Source organism: Pseudorhodoferax soli, assembly GCF_003337555.1.
In the GTDB taxonomy this organism is placed as follows: Bacteria; Pseudomonadota; Gammaproteobacteria; order Burkholderiales; family Burkholderiaceae_C; genus Pseudorhodoferax; species Pseudorhodoferax soli.
Genome location: NZ_QPJK01000003.1, coordinates 585,859 through 604,701, shown reverse-complemented (window position 1 = coordinate 604,701; position 18,843 = coordinate 585,859). Strand labels below are relative to the sequence as shown.

Genomic DNA, 18,843 nt, shown 5'->3' with positions numbered 1-18,843 from the left:
GACGGGGCCGGCGCATTATCCGGTGGGCTGCGCAGCGGTTCCGTCGCGCACGCTGGCGAAGAACCCGGGCGTGCCCATCTGCCCGCCCTTGAGCACGATCTCGAGGCCGTCGCGCCGCGCATCGGCCGACCACGCGCGGCACAGTGGCGCCCCGGGTGCGAGGCCTGCGGCGACGGTCAGCGCCGTGATGCCGAGTGCTGCAGCCACCTCGCCTGAGCTGTCGCCCCCCGCCACTGCGATGCGGCGCAGCGCGGGCACTCGCTCGAGCAATGCGCGCATGGTGGCGGCCAGCAGTTCGCCGGTGCGCTGGCCAGCCTCGGCGCGCGACAGGCCCGCGTTGGCGGCCATGGCGTCGAAGGCCTGCACGGCCGGGTCGTCGGGGCCGCGCGCGGTGTAGATGAGCGGGCTGGTGCCCTGGTCCAGTGCGGCGCCGGCGGCGGCCAGCACGCGTGCGAGTTCGGCCTGTGCGTCGGAGCCCAGCGCGCGCGCCAGGTCGAGCCTCAGGATGGCGAAGCCATCGGCCTCGGCCTGCTCGATCTGGCGGGCCGTGACCGGTGAGCAGCTGCCGCTGACGGCGGCGATGCGGCCAGCCGGCGCGGCGGATGGCAGCGGTGCCGGCGCGGGCAGCAGGCCCTGCGCACGCCACCAGGCAGCCAATGCGTACTGCAGGCCCGAGGAGGATGCCGTGAACACGCCCGCGCCGCGCTGTTCCCAGACGAGCCGGCCGGCCTCGCGCAGTGTCTCGTCGTCCAGCACGTCGACCAGCACGATGGGCGGCACGGCCGCGCCGTCCAGGCACTGCGCCAAAGCCTGCGCGCCGTGCCCGGCCTTGAGCTGCGTGAAATCCACCAGCGCGCGCGGCCGCCCGGTCTGCGCGGCCAGGTGGCGGCGCAGGTCGGCCTCCGCCATGGCCGTGACCGGATGGCGCGACATGGTCGGGTGGCGGTCCAGCCGCAAGCCCTGGCCGTCGGCCACCGCGAACAGGTTGCCGAAGGCCTGGTAGCGGCCCAGCCGCGGCGCACCGACGACCGTGGGCGACCAGCGGCCCGGCATCAGCGGCACGCCGATGTCGATGGCGCAGCCGATCGATCCCGTCGTGGGCGATGAATCGAAGGTGGAGCAGACCTTGTACTGCAGCAGCGGCGCACCGAGCCCTGCCAGCGCCTGCAGGGCGGGGCGCAGGTGGGCCTGCATCCAGGCCGGATCGCGGCCGCGCGACTGGCCGGCCAGGCCCACGCAGCGCGCGTCGGGAAAGCGCGCCAGCGCCGCCGCATCCGGCGTCTGCAGGAACAGCACGGTCGGCACGCCGGCCGCCGTGAACGCCTCCAGCACATCGGTGGAACCCGTGAAGTCGTCGCCGTAGTAGGCCAGCAGCAGCCCGGGCGGAAGCACGTCTGCCATCACCAGAACCCCAGCGCGGCCTGCAGTTCGGCGTGCTGGCGCGCGTGCTCGGCCAGCGGCACGCCGGATTGCGCGGCGTCCCAGGCCTGGCGCATCGCGGCCACGCCAGCTTTGACGCCGCCCGGGTGTCCCAGGATGCCGCCACCGGCCGCGTGGATCAGGTCGCAGCCGCCGACGGCCGCATGCGTGGGCGCGGCCTGCAGCCCTGTCTGGCCGGAGCTGAACACCGGCATGGCAGCCATGGGGTGGTCGTCGAAGGCCGGCGCCAGCACCGCCCGCGCAGCGGCGATGACGCTCTCATCGGGCTCGCTGAATTTGTTGGCCAGTCCGTTCACGTGCAGGTGGTCGGCGCCGGCCAGGCGCCACAGCAGTTGCCAGGGCGCGTAGTCCCAGCCCAGGGCCGGGCTGCGTGAGAGATAACCCCAGCCGGCGCGGTGCGCATGGATCGGCAGCTGCGCGTGCTTGCGCAAGGCCAGCAGGCCGGCGATGCCGATGGAATTCAGGTTCACCATCACGCAGGTGCCGCCGAGCGCCAGCACGAGGTCGTGGCGCTGGCGCATCTCGTCCAGATCGCCCGTGATGTTGAAGGCCACCATGGCCTTGCGGCCGCTGCGTTCGGCTGCTTCGTTCACAACCTGCATGACGGCGCGCGCGCGTTGGTCGAACGGGCAGTGCGGGCCGTCGGCCTGCAGTTCGTCGTCCTTCACGAAGTCGATGCCGCCTGCGACCAGCAGCCGGACCGTGTCTGCCGTCTGCGCGGGCGAAAGGCCCACACTGGGCTTGACGATGGTGCCGATCAGCGGGCCTGTTGCCACGCCGGCCAGCCTGCGCGTGCCGGCGATGCCGAAGGCCGGACCCGGCGCGGCGGCGGCAAACGCGGCCGGCAAGCGCAGATCCAGCAGCCGCAGGCCCGAGACCTGGCGCAGCTCGAACAGGTTGCCGGCCACGGTCGACACCAGGTTGGGCAGCGAGGGCCCTAGGTTATCCAGCGGCCACGACAGCGTGAGCCGGCAGCGCGTGTAGCGTGCCGACACCATGCCGCCGGGCAAGCTGGGGCGGTCGCTGTGGTCGATGACCTCCAGCTGTTCCACGCGCGCGCCGGCGCGCGCCTTGAGCTCGGGTGTCTCGCCCGGCACGGCCGTGAAGGTGCCGCTGGACTGCTCGCCCGCGATGACCTCGGCCGCGCGCTGCGGGTCGTCGCCGGTCTCCAGCCAGTAGCTGGCGTGGACGCGGCCGTCGGGCGATTCGAAGCGGGCCGTCATGCGCTTACTTCACGTCCTGGATCTTCTTGATGTTGTCCGCGCCGAACTCCTTGGCGTAAGCCACGTAGGCCGGCTTCAGCGCCTCCTGGAATGCGGCCTTGTCGACGGTGCGCACCACCTGCATGCCTTGGCTTTCCAGCAAGGCCACGCCATTGGCATCGTCCTCGTCGACCTTTTTGCGCTGCGCCGCCGCGCTGGTTTTGGCGGCATCGAGGAAGACCCGCTTGTCCGCCTCCGACAGCTTGCTCCAGACCGTGTTGGACAGCAGCAGCAGGGCGGGCGAGTACACATGTCCGGTCAGCGACAGGTGCTTTTGCACCTGCGAGAACTTGGAGCTGGTGATCACCGGGATCGGGTTCTCCTGGCCGTCCACCGTGCCCTGCTGCAGGGCCGTGAACACCTCGGGGAACGCCATCGGCGTGGGCAGCATGCCGAAGGTGCGGTAGCCGTCCATGTGCACCTTGTTTTCCATGGTGCGCACCTTCAGGCCCTTGGTGTCGTCGGGCTTGACGATGGGGCGCTTGCTGTTGGTGATGTGGCGAAAGCCGTTCTCCGTCCAGACCAGAGCGACCATGCCCTTGGGCGGGAACTTGGTCAGCAGGTCCTGGCCGATGGGGCCGTCGAACACCTTGCGCGCGTGGTCATAGTCGCGGAACAGGAACGGGATGTCGACGATCTTGACCTCCGGCACGAAGTTGCCCACCGGCCCGGTGGACGTGATCACCAGATCCTGCGTGCCCAGCTGCACAGCCTCGATCTGCTCGCGTTCGCCGCCCAGCGCGGAGCTCGGGAACTGCTGGCACTTGAAGCGCGCCTGCGTGTTCTTCTCGATCTCGGCGCAGAAGGCCGTGGCCCCAACCCAATAGTGCGAATCCTTGGCCGGCGTGTAGCCGATCTTGAGCACGGTCTGGGCTTGGGCGCCGATGGCGAGCAGGGTGAGGGCGGCGGCGATGCCGGTGCGGGCGAGGGCGGTGCGGGGCATTGCGGTGTCTCCGTTTGTCGTTGTGGAAGTCGGTCGGATCAGGTGATGCGCCGGATGCTCTCGGCGATCTCGTCGCGTTCGAACACGCCCTTCCAGTCCTCGCGCATCAGCCGTGGCTTGCCGAAGGTGATGGCCTTGTTGCAGGCGTCGGAGAACTGGCCCGGGATCTCCTTGAAGATCACCGCCGAGAGGATGGTCATGTGGCCGAGCAAAAAGTCGCGCGCCGCATCGGCCGGCACGCCGCGGCTGACGACCTCGTCCATGGCCTCGCGCATCACGTCCAGCAGCGTGGCGCAGACGGTCTCCGACAGGCCGGGCTCCAACAGCGCCATCTGTTCCACCGTCACGCGGTAAGAGCGCAGGATGGGTGCGTAGATGGTCTTGGCGATCTCCTCGCCGAGGTCGAAGTCGGCCGGTGTGCCCTGCATCAGCGCACTGACGACCGACTGCGGCGCGTGGCCACCGCCGAAGAAGTCGGGCTGCCCATCCTTGCGCAGCTCCGCGCTGAAGATCGGCGGATGGCAGGGGTGGGCCACGAAGTACGCCAGGTCGGCCCGCTCGGGCAGGTGGCCGGCGAAGGGCGCGGCGGCGTCGAGCAGCATCACCATGGTGCCGGGCGCCAGCTGCGGCGCGATGGCGTGGGCGATCTTGCCGATCAGCGTGTCAGGCACCGCGAGGATGACGACCTGCGCCCCATCCAGCGCCGTGGCCTGGTCCACGCAGGCGATGCCGGCCTCGTCCAGCAGCCGCTTGCGGCCGACTTCGCCCACCTCCACATGGCGCACCGCGAAGCGCGAACCCTGCAGGTTCTTCGCCAGGCGCACGCCCATCTTTCCGCCCGCACCGAGCAGGGCAATCGTTGTCGTCATCGTGTCTCCTGTTGTGAAAAGCGGGGATCAGCGCCGCTTGCGCGCCTTCCGGAGATCCAGATCGGATCACCATGGGTAGTGGCATGATGGTATGACGACTAGGCCAGCAGCGAGCCGAGGGTAAGCCCAGGGGCGGCGTCGGTGGCCGCACGCGCGGCGCGGGTTCAGCGCTGGCCGAGCTTGCGGTACACCGTGGCGCGGCTGATGCCGAGCCGGCGCGCGGCCAATGCCACGTTGCCGCGCGCCGCATCCACCGCCTGGCGGATCAGCGCGTCTTCGACGGTCTTGAGCGGCAGCGGCGCGGGGCTGGCCTCACGCCGCGGCGCTGCATCGGCCTGCGCCCAGATGCGCAAGCCGGACCACAGCGGCACGTCGAACGGCCGGCCTTGCAGCGCGGCATCGACCAGGTGCGCGTGCGGCATGGCGAACAGCGCATCGGCGTGGACGGCAGCGCCCTGGGGCGCCAGTGCCAGCATGGCGCGCGCCGCCGGGTTGGCGGCCACCAACAGGCCGTCACCATCGAGGCCGAGCAGGCCGTCGCTGTCGCCGCCGGGCAGCGCGCCGGGCCAGCTCAGGCGCAGGGCCAGCGCATGCGGCACGGCCAGCACCAGGGCGTTGTCGATGCTGCGTGCGGCCTGCGCCGCCAGGTGCTGCAACTCGGGCCGTTCGGCCACGTCGATGCCGGTCAGGTCGAGCATGCCGGCCAGCTGTCCGTCCGCCCCGCGCAGCGGCGCACCGGCACAGCTGTAGGCGCCCGTGTCGGCGAAGAAATGCTCGGCCCGGTGCAGCCAGACCGGCTGCTGCTCGAACAGCGCGGCGCCGATGGCCGTGGTGCCCACGCGCCGCTCCGAGAGGTCGGTGCCGGTCCGCGTGACCAGCAGCGCGCGCCGGTCGCTGCGGTCGATCGCGCCATGCGCGTCGACGACCACACCCTGGGCGTTGGTCAGGATCGCGAAGTAGCGTGTGTGCGCCAGTGCCTGCGCCACGCGCTCGAGCACCGGCCGCGCCGCCGCGGCGAGCCGGCGGTTGCCCTCGGCCGCTGCCCGCGCCTGCGCCGGCGACACCGCGTCGAAATCCAGCGGCTGCTCGGGCCGGTGGCCGGCGGCCAGGCAGCGTTGCCAGGAGCGCTCGATCCACGGCGCCACCAGCCCCTGCAGCGCCGGCACACGTTCGCCCAGCACCAGTTCGCGCGCGTGCCGGATCGGCTCGGTGCGGTCGGGCAGCAGGGGCGGTGAGGGCTGCAACATGGTCTGCTTGGAGGCGCGCGCATTGTGCGGCTGTTTCATTTTGAGAATATGTTCGGCGGGCTCGCAGGTCTGAGGGTTTCGCCTAGGTGATGTACCGTGGTGCCTCCCAACAATGCGTGCGGACCCCACACCCCACAGATGGAGAAACATCCTATGCAGGTACAACTGACGGTCAACGGCAAGCAGGTTTCGGTGGACGTGCCACCGAACACCCTGCTGGTCCAGACGATCCGCGAACACCTTCACCTGACCGGCACCCACGTCGGCTGCGACACCGCCCAGTGCGGCGCCTGCACCGTGATCCTGAACGGCCGCGCCGTGAAGTCCTGCAACGTGCTGGCCGCCCAGGTCGCCGGCGCCGAGATCACCACCATCGAAGGCCTGGCCAAGGAAGACGGCACGCTGCACCCGATGCAGGCGGCCTTCAAGGAGTGCCATGGCCTGCAATGCGGCTTCTGCACCACCGGCATGGTGATGAGCGCGGTCGACCTGTGCAACCACCATCCCAAGGCCGACGAGACCGAGATCCGCGAGCTGCTCGAAGGCAACATCTGCCGCTGCACCGGCTACCAGAACATCGTCAAGGCGGTGGTGCTGGGCAAGACCAACATGGCCGCCACGGCCTGAGCAGGGGCACCACCATGGGCGCCCCCGACTTCGCCAAGCTGCCGCACATCGGCGAGGCCCTCCAGCGCAAGGAGGACTACCGCTTCCTGACCGGTGCCGGCGACTACACCGACGACATCCACCTGGCCCACGAGAGCCAGGCCGTGTTCGTGCGTTCGCCGCACGCGCATGCCCTCATCAAGAGCATCGACACCGCCAAGGCCTCGGCCATGCCCGGCGTGGTGCGCATCTTCACGGGCAAGGACGTGGAAGGAAAGATGGGCGGGCTGCCCTGCGGCTGGCTCATCACCAGCACCGATGGCCAGCCCATGAAGGAGCCGCCGCACCCGATCCTGGCCCAGGGCAAGGTGCGCTACGTGGGCGACCATGTGGCCATGGTGGTGGCGGCCACGCTGGAGCAGGCGAAGAACGCGGCCGAGGCGGTCGAAGTCGACTACGAGGTGCTGCCCGCGGTGGTCAAGGTGACCGATGCGGCCAAGGCCACGGCGCTGCACGAGGCCGCGCCCGACAACCACTGCTACAAGTGGGCGATCGGCGACAAGGGCCAGGTCGATGCCGCGTTCGCCAACGCTGCGCACATCACCAAGCTGGACCTCGTCAACAACCGGCTGATCCCCAACGCGATGGAGCCGCGCGCGGCCATCGGCAGCTACAACCGCGCCAGCGACGAGTACACGCTGTACGTGTCCAACCAGAACCCGCACGTCGAGCGCCTGCTCATGACGGCGTTCGTGCTGGGCCTGCCCGAGCACAAGGTGCGCGTGATCGCGCCCGACGTGGGCGGCGGCTTCGGCTCCAAGATCTTCCTGTACGCCGAAGACGTCTGCCTGACCTGGGCCGCCAAGCAGCTCAACTGCAGCATCAAGTGGACGGCCGACCGCAGCGAGGCCTTTTTGTCCGATGCGCACGGCCGCGACCACGTGAGCCATGCCGAGATGGCGATGGACAAGGATGGCAAGTTTCTGGCCATGCGCGTGCACACCGACGCCAACCTGGGCGCTTACCTGTCGACCTTCTCCACGGCCGTGCCGACCATCCTGTACGCCACGCTGCTGGCCGGCCAGTACACCTGCCCGCAGGTCTATGTGGAGGTCGACGCCTGGTTCACCAACACCGCGCCGGTCGACGCCTACCGCGGCGCGGGCCGGCCCGAGGCCACCTACCTGCTGGAGCGCCTGGTCAGCCGCTGCGGCTGGGACATGGGCCTGGCGCAGGACGAGATCCGCAAGCGCAACTTCATCACCCAGTGGCCGTACCAGACGCCGGTGGCGCTGCAGTACGACGTGGGCGACTACATGCAGTGCATGACGAAGGCGCAGGACCTGGCCGACGTGGCCGGCTTCGACGCGCGCCGCCAGGCCAGCGAGGCCAAGGGCCTCAAGCGCGGCATCGGCTACAGCAGCTACATCGAGGCCTGCGGCATCGCGCCCTCGAACATCGCCGGTGCGCTGGGCGCGCGCGCCGGCCTGTTCGAATGCGGCGAGGTGCGCGTGCACCCGACCGGCAGCGTCACGGTGTTCACCGGCTCGCACAGCCACGGCCAGGGCCACGAGACCACCTTTGCGCAGGTGGTGGCGGCGCGGCTCGGCATCCCGGTCGAGAACGTCGACGTGGTGCACGGCGACACCGGCCGCGTGCCCTTCGGCATGGGCACCTACGGCTCGCGCTCGATCTCGGTCGGCGGCGCGGCCATCATGAAGGCGCTCGACAAGATCGAGACCAAGGCCAAGAAGATCGCCGCGCACTTGATGGAGGCATCGGACGCCGACATCGAGTTCGCCAATGGCGAGTTCACGGTCAAGGGCACCGACAAGAAGATCCCGTTCGGCCAGGTGGCGCTGACGGCCTACGTGCCGCACAACTACCCGCTCGACAAGCTGGAGCCGGGCCTGAACGAAACCGCCTTCTACGACCCGACCAACTTCACATTCCCGGCCGGCACCTACATCTGCGAGGTCGAGGTCGACCCGGCCACGGGCGTGGTGCGCGTCGACCGCTTCAGCGCGGTGGACGACTTCGGCACCATCATCAATCCGATGATCGTGGAGGGGCAGGTGCACGGCGGCATCGTGCAGGGCATCGGCCAGGCGCTGATGGAGAACTGCGTCTACGACGAGAGCACCGGCCAGCTGCTGACCGGCTCGTTCATGGACTACGCCATGCCGCGCGCCGACGATTTCCCGCTGTTCAAGCTGGGCACCGTCTGCACGCCGTGCACGCACAACCCGCTCGGCACCAAGGGCTGCGGCGAGGCCGGGGCGATTGGCTCACCACCGGCTGTCATCAACGCCGTGCTGGACGCGTTGGCGCCGCTGGGCGTGAAGGACTTCGACATGCCGGCCTCGCCCGCGCGTGTCTGGGAAGCCATCCAATCCGCCAAGGCTTGAAGCATCAGGGAGAACAACACATGTACGCATTCACGATCGAACGTCCCGCCAGCGCTGCCGATGCGGCCAAGCTCGCCGCCGGCGGCGCCCGTCCCCTGGCCGGTGGCCAGACGCTGCTGGCTTCCATGAAGCTGCGCCTGGCCGACCCCGGCCAGCTGGTCGACCTGGGCGGCATTGCCGACCTGACCGGCATCAAGAAGGAAGGCGACACCGTCGTCATCGGCGCGATGACACGCCACCTGGCCGTGGCCAACAGTGCCGAGGTGCAAGCCGCCATCCCCGCGCTGGCCGACCTGGCCGCGCACATCGGCGACCGCCAGGTGCGCGCCATGGGCACGCTGGGCGGCTCGGTGGCCAACAATGATCCCTCTGCCTGCTACCCCAGCGCCGTGCTGGCGCTGGGTGCCACGGTCATCACCACGCAGCGCGAGATCGCGGCCGATGACTTCTTCACCGGCATGTTCTCCACTGCGCTGGAAGAGGGCGAGCTGATCACCGCGATCCGCTTCCCGATCCCGAAGCGCGCGGCCTACCTCAAGTTCAAGCAGGCCGCTTCGCGCTTCGCACTGGTCGGCGTGTTCGTCGCCCAGTTCGACAGCGGCGTGCGCGTGGCCGTGACCGGCGCGGCGACCAGCGTGTTCCGCCATGCGGATCTGGAGGCGGCGCTGAACAAGAGCTTCACGCCCGAAGCCGCCGCGGCCGTCAAGATCGACGCGACCGACCTCAACGCCGACATCCACGCGTCTGCCGCCTACCGCGCCAACCTGATCAGCGTGCAGACGCAGCGGGCCGTCGCCAAGGCGCTGGGATAAATTCCACACCCGAGCGTGCTGCCAGGCCCCGTACCCGCGGGGCCTTTTTCCTTGCATGCCATCCGCGTGAGGTCGTGTCTTGAGTTCTCCCCTGATCCCTCCATTTCTCACCATCGACGCCCTGTCGGCCGCGCTGGCCGATGTCGGCTACTTCGCCGACCGCCGGCTCGCCACCGCCGTGTTCCTGGCCTTGAAGCTGGAGCGCCCGCTGCTGCTGGAGGGCGAGCCCGGCGTCGGCAAGACCGAATTGGCCAAGGCGCTTTCCACCGCTCTGCAACGCCAGTTGCTGCGCCTGCAGTGTTACGACGGCCTGGAGCAGCGCGAGGCGCTCTACGAATGGAACTACGCGGCCCAGCTGCTGCACATGCGCGCCGCTGAAGGCCATGAAGACTCCGCCACTTTAGAGCGCGAGGTCTACCAGCCGCGCTACCTGATCCGCCGCCCGCTGTTGCAGGCGCTGCAGACGCCCAGTCCTGGCGCTGTCCTGCTGATCGACGAGGTCGACCGCGCCGACGAGCCGTTCGAGGCCTTCCTGCTCGAGTACTTGGGCGAGTACCAGGTCAGCGTGCCCGAGATCGGCACCATCCGCGCGCTCGTGAACCCGGTGACCATCCTCACCAGCAACCGCACGCGCGAACTCAACGACGCCGTCAAGCGCCGCTGCCTGTACCACTGGCTGGACTACCCCGAGCGCGAGCGCGAGCTGGCCATCGTGCGGGCGCAGGTGCCGCAGGCCAGCGAGGCGCTGTCGGCCCAGGTGGCCGAGGTGGTGGGCCGGCTGCGCAGCGCGCCGTTCGCCGACGCATTCCAGCGCGCGCCCGGCATCGCCGAGAGCGTGGAGTGGGCCAAGGCCCTGGTGGCGCTGGACACGCTGGCCGTCGACCCCGAGGTCATGGCCGACACCGCCGGCATCCTGTTCAAGCAGCGCGAAGACGTGGCCGCGCTGACGCAGGACATGGCCACTGCGTTGCTCAAACCGCAGGACGCTTGATGCTCCTGGGCGACGCGCGCCGCGGCAAGCTGGCCGACAACATCGGCGGCTTCGGCCGCACGCTGCGCCGCGCCGGCATGCGCATCGACCCGGCGCGCATCGCGCTGGCGCAAGAGGCTGCGCTGCTGGTGGACATCGGCCGCCGCGACGAACTGGCGTATGCGCTGGAGGCCGTGATGCTCAGCCGCGAGCAGGACCGCGGCGTGTTCCGCGAACTCTTCGACGCCTACTTCCGCAACCCCGACGTGGCCAACAAGCTGCTCGCGCAGATGCTGCCCACGAGCGAGGGCCGGGCCGAGCCGAGCAAGCGGCGGCCGCGCGTGAACGAGGCGCTGGCACCGCAGCGCGCGTTCGCGCAGGCCGTTCCGCCGAAGAAGGAAGAAGACAAGATCGACTTCGACGCGGCCATGACCGCGAGCGACCTGCAGCGTTTGAAGCAGGCCGACTTCAACACCTTGTCGGCCAGCGAGTACCGGCTGGTCGAGCGGCTCGCGCGCGACATCGCGCTGCCCGTGCCCGAAGTGCCTTCGCGCCGTCTGCAGCCGGGCACGCGTGGCAGCCGGCTGCACTGGGCAGCAGTGCGGCGCGAGGCTGCGCGCACCGGCGGCGAGATCATCCATCTGCCGCGACTGCAGCGGCGCAGCCAGCCCCTGCCCATCCTGTTGCTGGTCGACGTGTCCGGCTCCATGGAGCGCTATGCGCGGCTGCTGCTGGCCTTCCTGCACGCCGCGACGCGCGACCTGCCACGCCGCGACGTGTTTGCGTTCGGCACCCGGCTGACGGACCTGACGCCCACCTTCCGCCATGCCGACACCGACGACATGCTGGCCGACGCCGGCGTGCGCATCGCCGATTTCGCCGGCGGCACCCAGCTGGGCAGCAGCCTGCAGACATTGCGCGCGCTGCACGCACGCCGCCTGGTCGGCCGCCGCACGCTGGTGCTGCTGGTCAGCGACGGGCTCGACACCGGCGAGCCGGCGGTTCTGGCCGAGCACCTGGCCTGGCTGCGCCGGCGCTGCCGTCGCCTGCTCTGGCTGAACCCGCTGCTGCGCTTCGACGGCTACGCCCCCATCGCGCGTGGGGCTGCCCAGCTGCACCGCCAGGCACACGCCATGCTTGCAGTCCACAATCTGGAGCGCCTGCAGGACCTGGCGCGCAGCCTCGCACAGCTGATGAAAACCTGACCCACAACAACGAGGAACCACCATGGAAATGCAAGGCAGCCGCCAACTCGGCGTCACGCAGCAACAGGCCTGGGACGCATTGAACGACCCCGAGGTGCTCAAGCTGTGCATCCCCGGCTGCGACAAGGTCGAAGCCACTGGCGAAAACCAGTACGCCATCGGCATGGCGCTCAAGATCGGCCCGGTCTCGGCCAAGTTCGGCGGCAAGATCGTGCTGGCCGACATCGTGGCGCCGGCCAGCTACACCATTGCCTTCGAAGGGCAGGGCGGTGTCGCGGGTTTCGGCAAGGGCTCGGCCAAGGTCAACCTGGTGCCCAACGACGAGGGCTGCGAACTGCAGTACGCGGTGCAGGCCCAGGTGGGCGGCAAGGTCGCGCAGCTGGGCCAGCGGCTCATCGACGGCGCGGCCAAGTCGCTGTCGGAAGATTTCTTCAAGCGCTTCGACAACGAGATGCGCAAGCGCTACGGCCCGGCCGAAGAGGCGCCGGCCGACGAAGAGCAGAAAGCCGGCTGGCTCGCCAAGCTGACCGGCAAGGGCAAGGACAAGGACAAGGACGCCTGACCCCAGGCGCCGAAGCAAGGACACCGCGATGGAAAACCTCGACGTGATGGTGCTGCGCGGCCTGCGCGACTGGCGACGGGCCGGCAAGCGCGCGCTGCTGGCGACCGTGGTGCGCACCTGGGGTTCGTCGCCCCGGCCGGTCGGCTCCATCATGGCGCTGAACGAAGACGGGGCCGTGCTCGGCTCGGTCTCGGGCGGCTGCATCGAGGACGACCTGATCTACCGCTACACCCAGGCCTATGCCTCGGCCGGGGCCGCCGAGGGCGACGCCACGCACAGCATGCCGTCGGGCCCGCCGGCGTTCGTCAAGTACGGCATCACCGCCGACGAGGCGCACCGTTTTGGCCTGCCCTGCGGCGGCACGCTGGAGCTGCTGCTCGAACACGATCCCGATGCGGAGAGCCTGGCCGCGCTGGTGACCGCGTTGGAAGGCGGCCGGCTGATGCGCCGCAGCGTGCGCCTGGCCGACGGCCTGGCCACCATCGAGGCCGCCGATGCGCCAGCCGAGCTCAGCGTGGATGCCGACGCGCTGGCCAACACCTTCGGCCCCGAGTACCGCATGCTGCTGATCGGCGCCGGGCAACTGACCGAGTACCTGGCGACGATGGCGCTGTTCTCCGGCTTCGCCGTCACCGTGTGCGATCCGCGCGAGGAGTACCGCGGCGCCTGGTCGGTGGCCGGCGCCACGCTGCTGCGCGACATGCCCGACGACGTGGTGCGCGCATTCCGGCCCGACCGGCGCAGCTGCGTGGTGGCGCTCACGCACGACCCCAAGCTCGACGACCTGGCGCTGCTGGAGGCGCTGGAAACCCCGGCGTTCTACGTCGGCGCCATCGGCTCGCGGCGCAACAACGAGGCGCGCCACCAGCGCATGGTCGAGCACTTCGAGCAGACCGACGCATCGCTGGCGCGCCTGCGCGGCCCCATCGGCATCTACATCGGCAGCAAGACGCCCGCGGAGATCGCCGTCAGCGTGATGGCCGAGATTCTCGCGGTGAAGAACGGTGTGCAGCTGCCGCGCGACATGGCCGTGACGCATGCCAAGAACGCGCGCGGCATCGCGGCCAACGAGGACGAGCAGCAGGCGCTTGCCGGCGCGCCGGCGGTGTGCGCCGTGCCGCGCTGATCAGCCCTGCCGCAGCATGCGCAGCGCGGTCTCGCGCGTGCGAAAGCCGAGCATCGCGCAGACCACGGCCTGGCCGTCCAGGTGCTGCAGCCGGGCGCCGCCCACGTTGAAGAACTTGCCTGCGAGCACATCGCCTGCACGCACGCGCGTGCCCTTGATGAATTGCAGGATGGCGCAGCGGCCGCCTTCGAGTTCCAGGACCAGGCGGCCCGCAGTTGCCGCGACTGCGATCACGATGCCTTTGTGCATGGGGCCAGTGTAGGCAGCGGGCATGACAGCCATGTAACGCCCCCGGCGTGGATAAGCCTTCTGTAGAGTAGGGCGCATGCCCGCATCCCCGAGCGAACGTGCCGCCGCCTGCATTGCACAGGCCGACGCATTGCTCGTGGCCGCCGGCGCCGGCATGGGCGTGGATTCGGGGCTGCCGGACTTTCGCGGTCCCGAGGGTTTCTGGCGCGCCTACCCGGCGCTCGGCCGCGCCGGCATCGACTTCTACAGCGCAGCTTCCCCGGCGAGCTTCCGGCGCGACCCGGCCCTCGCCTGGGGCTTCTACGGCCACCGGCTGGCGCTGTACCGTGCCACGGCGCCGCATGCCGGCTTCGCGCTGCTCGAAGGCTGGGGCCGGCGCATGCGCCAGGGCTGGGCCGTGTTCACCAGCAACGTCGACGGCCATTTCCAGCAGGCCGGCACGGCGCCCGCCGCGCTGCTGGAGTGCCATGGCTCCATCCACCACCTGCAATGCCTGGAAGATTGCCGCGGCGCCGTCTGGCCGGCGGACGCGTTCGTGCCCGAGGTCGACACCGGGCAGTGCCGGCTCCTCAATGCGCCGCCGCGCTGCCCGCACTGCGGCGCGCTCGCGCGGCCCAACATCCTGATGTTCGGCGACGGCGATTGGAATGCGCAACGCGAGCAGGCCCAGGCGGCGCAGCTGCAGGACTGGCTGGCCGGCCTGCGCCGCACGCGTGCACGGCTGGTCGTCGTCGAGATCGGCGCGGGCACGGCCGTGCCTTCGGTGCGCCACTTCGTGCAGGGGGTGCAGCGCGGCCTGGGCGCCCGCCTGGTGCGCATCAACCCGCGCGAGGCCGCCGTGACCGGCCCGCACGACGTGGCCATGCCGGCGCCGGCGTTACAGGCCCTGCAAGACATCGCCGAACAGGTCCCTGGTTCCCTGGACTGATCCTCTATGGTGAAAACCAAGGGAATATCCGGGGTTCATTGCGCATAAAAGTATCAGAGGCGGGGCCAATAGGACAAGACACGCAAGACAGAGTCTCCAGAATCGCGGCACACACGATTCCAAGACAGGAGACACCATGCAGCGTTTCGTCCGCACCGCCCTCGTGGCCGCACTGGCCACGGCCGCCCTGGCCGCCCAGGCCCAGGAGCTCGTCATCGCCACCGTCAACAACGGCCACATGATCGAGATGCAGAAGCTCACGCCGGAGTTCGAGAAGGCCAACCCGGGCGTCAAGCTCAAGTGGGTGACGCTCGAAGAGGGCGTGCTGCGCCAGCGCGTGACGACCGACATCGCCACCAAGGGCGGCCAGTTCGACGTCATGACCATCGGCCTGTACGAGGCGCCGATCTGGTCCAGGAAGGGCTGGCTCAAGCCCATCGCCACCGACGCGGCCTACGATGTGGACGACCTGTTGCCTGCCATCCGCGAAGGCCTGTCGTACGAGGGCAAGCTCTACGCTGCGCCGTTCTACGCCGAGAGCTCCATGCTGATGTACCGCAAGGACCTGGCCGACAAGGCCGGCGTGCAGCTCGGCGACCAGCCGACCTGGGAGCAGGTCAAGGCCTTCGCCGCCAAGGTGCACGATCCCAAGGCGGGGGTCTACGGCATGTGCCTGCGCGGCAAGCCGGGCTGGGGCGACAACATGGCGCTGATCACCACCATGGTCAACACCTGGGGCGGCCAGTGGTTCGACATGGCCTGGAAGCCGCAGCTCGAATCCAAGCCCTGGAAGGACGCGATCACCTTCTACGTGGACCTCATGAAGCAGTACGGCCCGCCCGGTGCCTCGGCCAACAGCTTCAACGAGAACCTGGCGCTGTTCAACGAGGGCAAGTGCGCGCAGTGGGTGGACGCGACCATCGCGGCATCGTTCATCAGCGACCCCAAGCAGTCCAAGGTGGCCGACAAGGTGGCCTTCGCGCAAGCGCCGACCGCCGTGACGCCCAAGGGCGCGAACTGGCTGTGGTCCTGGAACCTGGCCATCCCTTCCAGCTCCACGAAGGCCGACGCCGCGCAGAAGTTCATCCGCTGGGCCACCTCCAAGGACTACGTGAACCTGGTCGCCAAGACCCATGGCTGGCATGCCGTGCCCACCGGCACGCGCAAGAGCACCTATGCCAACCCCGAGTTCCAGAAGGTCGCCGTGTTCGCCGCGGCGGAAAAGAAGGCGATCGATTCGGCCAACCCGAACGACAGCACCCTGGCCAAGTCGCCCTACGTCGGCGTGCAGTACGCCGCCATCCCAGAGTTCCAGGCCATCGGCGTGGGCGTGGGCCAGCAGATGAGCGCGGCACTGGCCGGCCGCTCCACGGTGGACCAGGCGCTCAAGACCTCGCAGACCCTGGCCGAGCGCGAGATGAAGAAGGCGGGCTACTACAAGTAAGCACAGGCAGGCCTTCCCCATGAACCGGCTGTTGCCCCGGGCCCTGATGGCCCCCGCGGTCGTCACGCTCCTCCTCTGGTCGATCGTGCCGCTGCTGATGACGCTGTACTTCTCGTTCGTCAGCTACAACCTCATGCAGCCCGGCGAACGTCCGTTCGCGGGACTGGAGAACTTCGCGTACTTCGTCACCGACCCGGACTTCTGGCCGGCCGTGGGCAACACGCTGGTGCTGATCGGCAGCGTGATCCTCATCACGCTGATCGGCGGCACGCTGCTGGCGCTGCTCGTCAACGACCCGTTCCCCGGCCAGGGCATCGTGCGCGTGCTGCTGATCTCGCCCTTCTTCGTCATGCCCGCGGTCAACGCGCTGCTGTGGAAGCACATGATGATGAACCCCATCTACGGGGTGCTGGCCAACCTGTGGAAGTTCTTCGGCGCCGAGCCAGTGGACTGGCTGACCGACCTGCCGCTGTTCTCGGTCATCGTCATGGTGGCCTGGCAGTGGCTGCCGTTCGCCTGCCTGATCTTCATCACCTCGCTGCAGTCGCTGGACCGTGAGCAGATGGAGGCCGCGCGCATGGACGGCGCCACCGCCGTGCAGCGCTTCTTCTACCTGACGCTGCCGCACCTGGGCCGGGCCATGGCCGTGGTCATCATGATCGAGATGATCTTCCTGCTGTCGGTGTTCGCCGAGATCGCGATCACCACCAGCGGCGGCCCCGGCAACGCCAGCACCAACCTGACCTACATGATCTTCAAGCAGTCGCTCTTGAACTTCGACGTGGGCGTGGCCTCGGCCGGCGCGTTGTTCGCGGTGGTGCTGGCCAACATCGTCGCGGCCTTCCTCATCCGCATCATCGGCAAGAACCTGGATTGACCATGCAGGCCAGCAAACCTCCCAACACCTTCTGGCCCACCGCGCTGCGCACGGTGGTCGCCTGGTCCCTCGCGCTGCTGCTGTTCTTCCCGCTCGGCTGGCTGTTCCTCACGGCCTTCAAGACCGAGCTGCAGGCCATCGCTGTGCCGCCGCTGTTCGTGTTCGAGCCCACGCTGCACAACTTCGCCGAGGTGCAGAGCCGCAGCGACTACCTGCTCTATGCACGGAACTCGCTGATCGCCAGCGTGGCCTCGACCATCCTGGGCCTGGCGATTGCCGCACCGGCCGCGTACTCGATGGCCTTCTTCAAGACCCGCGCCACGCGCGACATCCTGATGTGGATGCTGTCGACCAAGATGATGCCGGCCGTCGGCGCGCTGGTGCCGATCTACGTGCTCGCGCAGAGCGCCGGCATGCTCGATTCGCTGCCTGCACTGATCCTCGTGTTCACGTTGTCCAACCTGCCCATCATGGTCTGGATGCTCTACACCAACTACAAGGAAATCCCGGCCGAGATCCTGGAGGCGGCGCGCATGGACGGCGCCAACCTGTGGACCGAGTTCCGCGAGGTGGTGCTGCCGCTGTCGGTGGGCGGGCTGGCCTCGTGCGGCCTGCTGTGCCTGGTGCTGAGCTGGAACGAGGCCTTCTGGGCGCTCAACCTGACCTCCGCCAAGGCCGGCACGCTGGCCACGCTGATCGCCTCCTACTCCAGCCCCGAGGGCCTGTTCTGGGCCAAGCTGTCGGCGGCTTCGCTGATGGCCATCGCACCCATCGTCGTCTTCGGCTGGTTCAGCCAGAAGCAACTCGTCCAGGGCCTCACCTTCGGTGCGGTCAAGTAAGCGGAGCCCCCAATGTCCTACCTGGAACTCAAGAACGTCAAGAAGAGCTTCGGCGACGCCCACATCATCAAGGGTGTCGACCTCAAGATCGAGAAGGGCGAGTTCATCGTCTTCGTCGGCCCCTCGGGCTGCGGCAAGTCCACGCTGCTGCGGCTGATCGCCGGGCTGGAGCCCATCAGCAGCGGCCAGCTCATGCTGGATGGCCGCGACATCACCTACGCGCCCTCGGGCAAGCGCGACCTGGCCATGGTGTTCCAGAGCTATGCGCTGTACCCGCACATGAGCGTGTACGACAACATGTCGTTCGCACTCAAGCTGGCCAAGGTCGACCCGGCCGAGATCAAGACCAAGGTCGAGCGCGCCGCCGCGCAGCTGAACCTCACCAACTACCTGCAGCGCACGCCCAAGGAACTTTCGGGCGGGCAGCGCCAGCGCGTGGCCATCGGCCGCGCCATCGTGCGTGCGCCCAAGGTGTTCCTGTTCGACGAGCCGCTGTCCAACCTCGATGCCGCGCTGCGCGGCAACACGCGCGTGGAGATCAAGAAGCTGCACGAGTCGTTGGGCGCCACCACCATCTACGTGACGCACGACCAGGTGGAAGCCATGACGCTGGCCGACCGCGTGGTGGTGCTCAAGGACGGGTTGATCGAGCAGGTCGGCTCGCCGCTGGACCTGTACGACCGGCCGGCCAACCGCTTCGTCGCGCAGTTCATCGGCATGCCGTCGATGAACATGCTGCCGGCGCAGGCGCTGCCCGGCATCGCGCAGATGACGCAGGGCCGGCTGCCCATCGACGGCTTCATGGGTGTGCGGCCCGAGGGCGTGCGCGTGCTGCCCGGCAACCGCACCGGCCTGCAGGGGCGCGTCGACCTGATCGAGGCGCTGGGTTCGGACACGCTGATCCATGTGGACGTGAACGGCGTGAACATGATCGCGCGGCAGAACGAGCGCACGCAGCTGGCCGAGGGCGATACGGTGGGCGTGGAGATCGACCCCGCCGTGCTGCACCTGTTCAACCGCGATGGCCGCACGCTGGCCACGGCTTGAGCGCACACC

Annotated in this window: 18 protein-coding genes; 12 read left to right on the top strand and 6 right to left on the bottom strand. The window is 69.1% G+C overall.

Annotation, left to right across the window (positions count from 1 at the left end):
* Window positions 1-15: 15 nt before the first annotated feature.
* The 5 genes from oiaK to DES41_RS14430 form a co-directional block, all read right to left on the bottom strand.
* Entirely contained in the window at window positions 16-1,401 is a 1,386-nt protein-coding gene (gene oiaK, locus DES41_RS14450; RefSeq protein ID WP_114468327.1) for a 3-oxo-isoapionate kinase OiaK, read from the bottom strand.
* Window positions 1,401-2,663: a ribulose-bisphosphate carboxylase large subunit family protein gene (locus DES41_RS14445; RefSeq protein ID WP_114468326.1), complete on the bottom strand. Its 1,263-nt coding sequence runs from the start codon at window positions 2,661-2,663 to the stop codon at window positions 1,401-1,403. Before DES41_RS14445 ends, oiaK begins: the two co-directional genes overlap by 1 nt.
* 4 nt (window positions 2,664-2,667) lie before the next feature.
* Window positions 2,668-3,645, bottom strand: a complete 978-nt coding sequence (locus DES41_RS14440; RefSeq protein WP_114468325.1) for a TRAP transporter substrate-binding protein — start codon at window positions 3,643-3,645, stop codon at window positions 2,668-2,670.
* A gap of 38 nt (window positions 3,646-3,683) precedes the next feature.
* Entirely contained in the window at window positions 3,684-4,514 is an 831-nt protein-coding gene (locus tag DES41_RS14435; protein WP_114468324.1) for a phosphogluconate dehydrogenase C-terminal domain-containing protein, read from the bottom strand.
* A 164-nt stretch (window positions 4,515-4,678) separates the two neighbouring features.
* Window positions 4,679-5,800: a helix-turn-helix domain-containing protein gene (locus DES41_RS14430; RefSeq protein WP_245965702.1), complete on the bottom strand. Its 1,122-nt coding sequence runs from the start codon at window positions 5,798-5,800 to the stop codon at window positions 4,679-4,681.
* Between the two features lie 114 nt (window positions 5,801-5,914).
* On the opposite strand from DES41_RS14430, the gene DES41_RS14425 reads away from it, so the two are divergent.
* From DES41_RS14425 to DES41_RS14395, 7 genes are all read left to right on the top strand, one after another.
* Window positions 5,915-6,388 carry a (2Fe-2S)-binding protein gene (locus DES41_RS14425; protein ID WP_114468323.1) on the top strand — a complete coding sequence of 158 codons (474 nt, stop codon included), beginning with the start codon at window positions 5,915-5,917 and terminating at the stop codon, window positions 6,386-6,388.
* A 14-nt stretch (window positions 6,389-6,402) separates the two neighbouring features.
* Window positions 6,403-8,775: a xanthine dehydrogenase family protein molybdopterin-binding subunit gene (locus tag DES41_RS14420; protein WP_114468322.1), complete on the top strand. Its 2,373-nt coding sequence runs from the start codon at window positions 6,403-6,405 to the stop codon at window positions 8,773-8,775.
* Between the two features lie 20 nt (window positions 8,776-8,795).
* Entirely contained in the window at window positions 8,796-9,587 is a 792-nt protein-coding gene (locus DES41_RS14415; protein ID WP_114468321.1) for an FAD binding domain-containing protein, read from the top strand.
* A gap of 79 nt (window positions 9,588-9,666) precedes the next feature.
* Window positions 9,667-10,578: an AAA family ATPase gene (locus tag DES41_RS14410; RefSeq protein ID WP_245965701.1), complete on the top strand. Its 912-nt coding sequence runs from the start codon at window positions 9,667-9,669 to the stop codon at window positions 10,576-10,578.
* Window positions 10,578-11,762: a vWA domain-containing protein gene (locus DES41_RS14405; RefSeq protein WP_114468320.1), complete on the top strand. Its 1,185-nt coding sequence runs from the start codon at window positions 10,578-10,580 to the stop codon at window positions 11,760-11,762. Before DES41_RS14410 ends, DES41_RS14405 begins: the two co-directional genes overlap by 1 nt.
* A gap of 22 nt (window positions 11,763-11,784) precedes the next feature.
* Window positions 11,785-12,324 (top strand): SRPBCC family protein, encoded by a 540-nt coding sequence (locus DES41_RS14400; protein ID WP_114468319.1) that lies wholly within the window; start codon window positions 11,785-11,787, stop codon window positions 12,322-12,324.
* A 28-nt stretch (window positions 12,325-12,352) separates the two neighbouring features.
* Window positions 12,353-13,450 carry an XdhC family protein gene (locus tag DES41_RS14395; protein ID WP_114468318.1) on the top strand — a complete coding sequence of 366 codons (1,098 nt, stop codon included), beginning with the start codon at window positions 12,353-12,355 and terminating at the stop codon, window positions 13,448-13,450.
* Here the strand turns inward: DES41_RS14395 and DES41_RS14390 are convergent, their stop codons facing one another.
* Entirely contained in the window at window positions 13,451-13,699 is a 249-nt protein-coding gene (locus DES41_RS14390) for a hypothetical protein (RefSeq protein WP_147282856.1), read from the bottom strand.
* Window positions 13,700-13,775: 76 nt separating this feature from the next.
* Between DES41_RS14390 and DES41_RS14385 the strand changes: the two genes are divergently transcribed.
* The 5 genes from DES41_RS14385 to DES41_RS14365 all read left to right on the top strand — a co-directional run bounded on the left by DES41_RS14385 (window position 13,776) and on the right by DES41_RS14365 (window position 18,834).
* Entirely contained in the window at window positions 13,776-14,627 is an 852-nt protein-coding gene (locus tag DES41_RS14385) for an SIR2 family NAD-dependent protein deacylase (RefSeq protein WP_114468316.1), read from the top strand.
* 136 nt (window positions 14,628-14,763) lie between these two features.
* On the top strand, window positions 14,764-16,071 hold the full coding sequence (locus DES41_RS14380) for an ABC transporter substrate-binding protein (protein ID WP_114468315.1): 1,308 nt from the start codon (window positions 14,764-14,766) through the stop codon (window positions 16,069-16,071).
* Window positions 16,072-16,090: 19 nt separating this feature from the next.
* Entirely contained in the window at window positions 16,091-16,948 is an 858-nt protein-coding gene (locus tag DES41_RS14375; RefSeq protein ID WP_114468314.1) for a carbohydrate ABC transporter permease, read from the top strand.
* Between the two features lie 2 nt (window positions 16,949-16,950).
* Window positions 16,951-17,787 (top strand): carbohydrate ABC transporter permease, encoded by an 837-nt coding sequence (locus tag DES41_RS14370; protein ID WP_114468313.1) that lies wholly within the window; start codon window positions 16,951-16,953, stop codon window positions 17,785-17,787.
* Between the two features lie 12 nt (window positions 17,788-17,799).
* Complete coding sequence (locus tag DES41_RS14365) at window positions 17,800-18,834, top strand: ABC transporter ATP-binding protein (protein WP_114468312.1); 1,035 nt, start codon at window positions 17,800-17,802, stop codon at window positions 18,832-18,834.
* Window positions 18,835-18,843 lie beyond the last annotated feature (9 nt).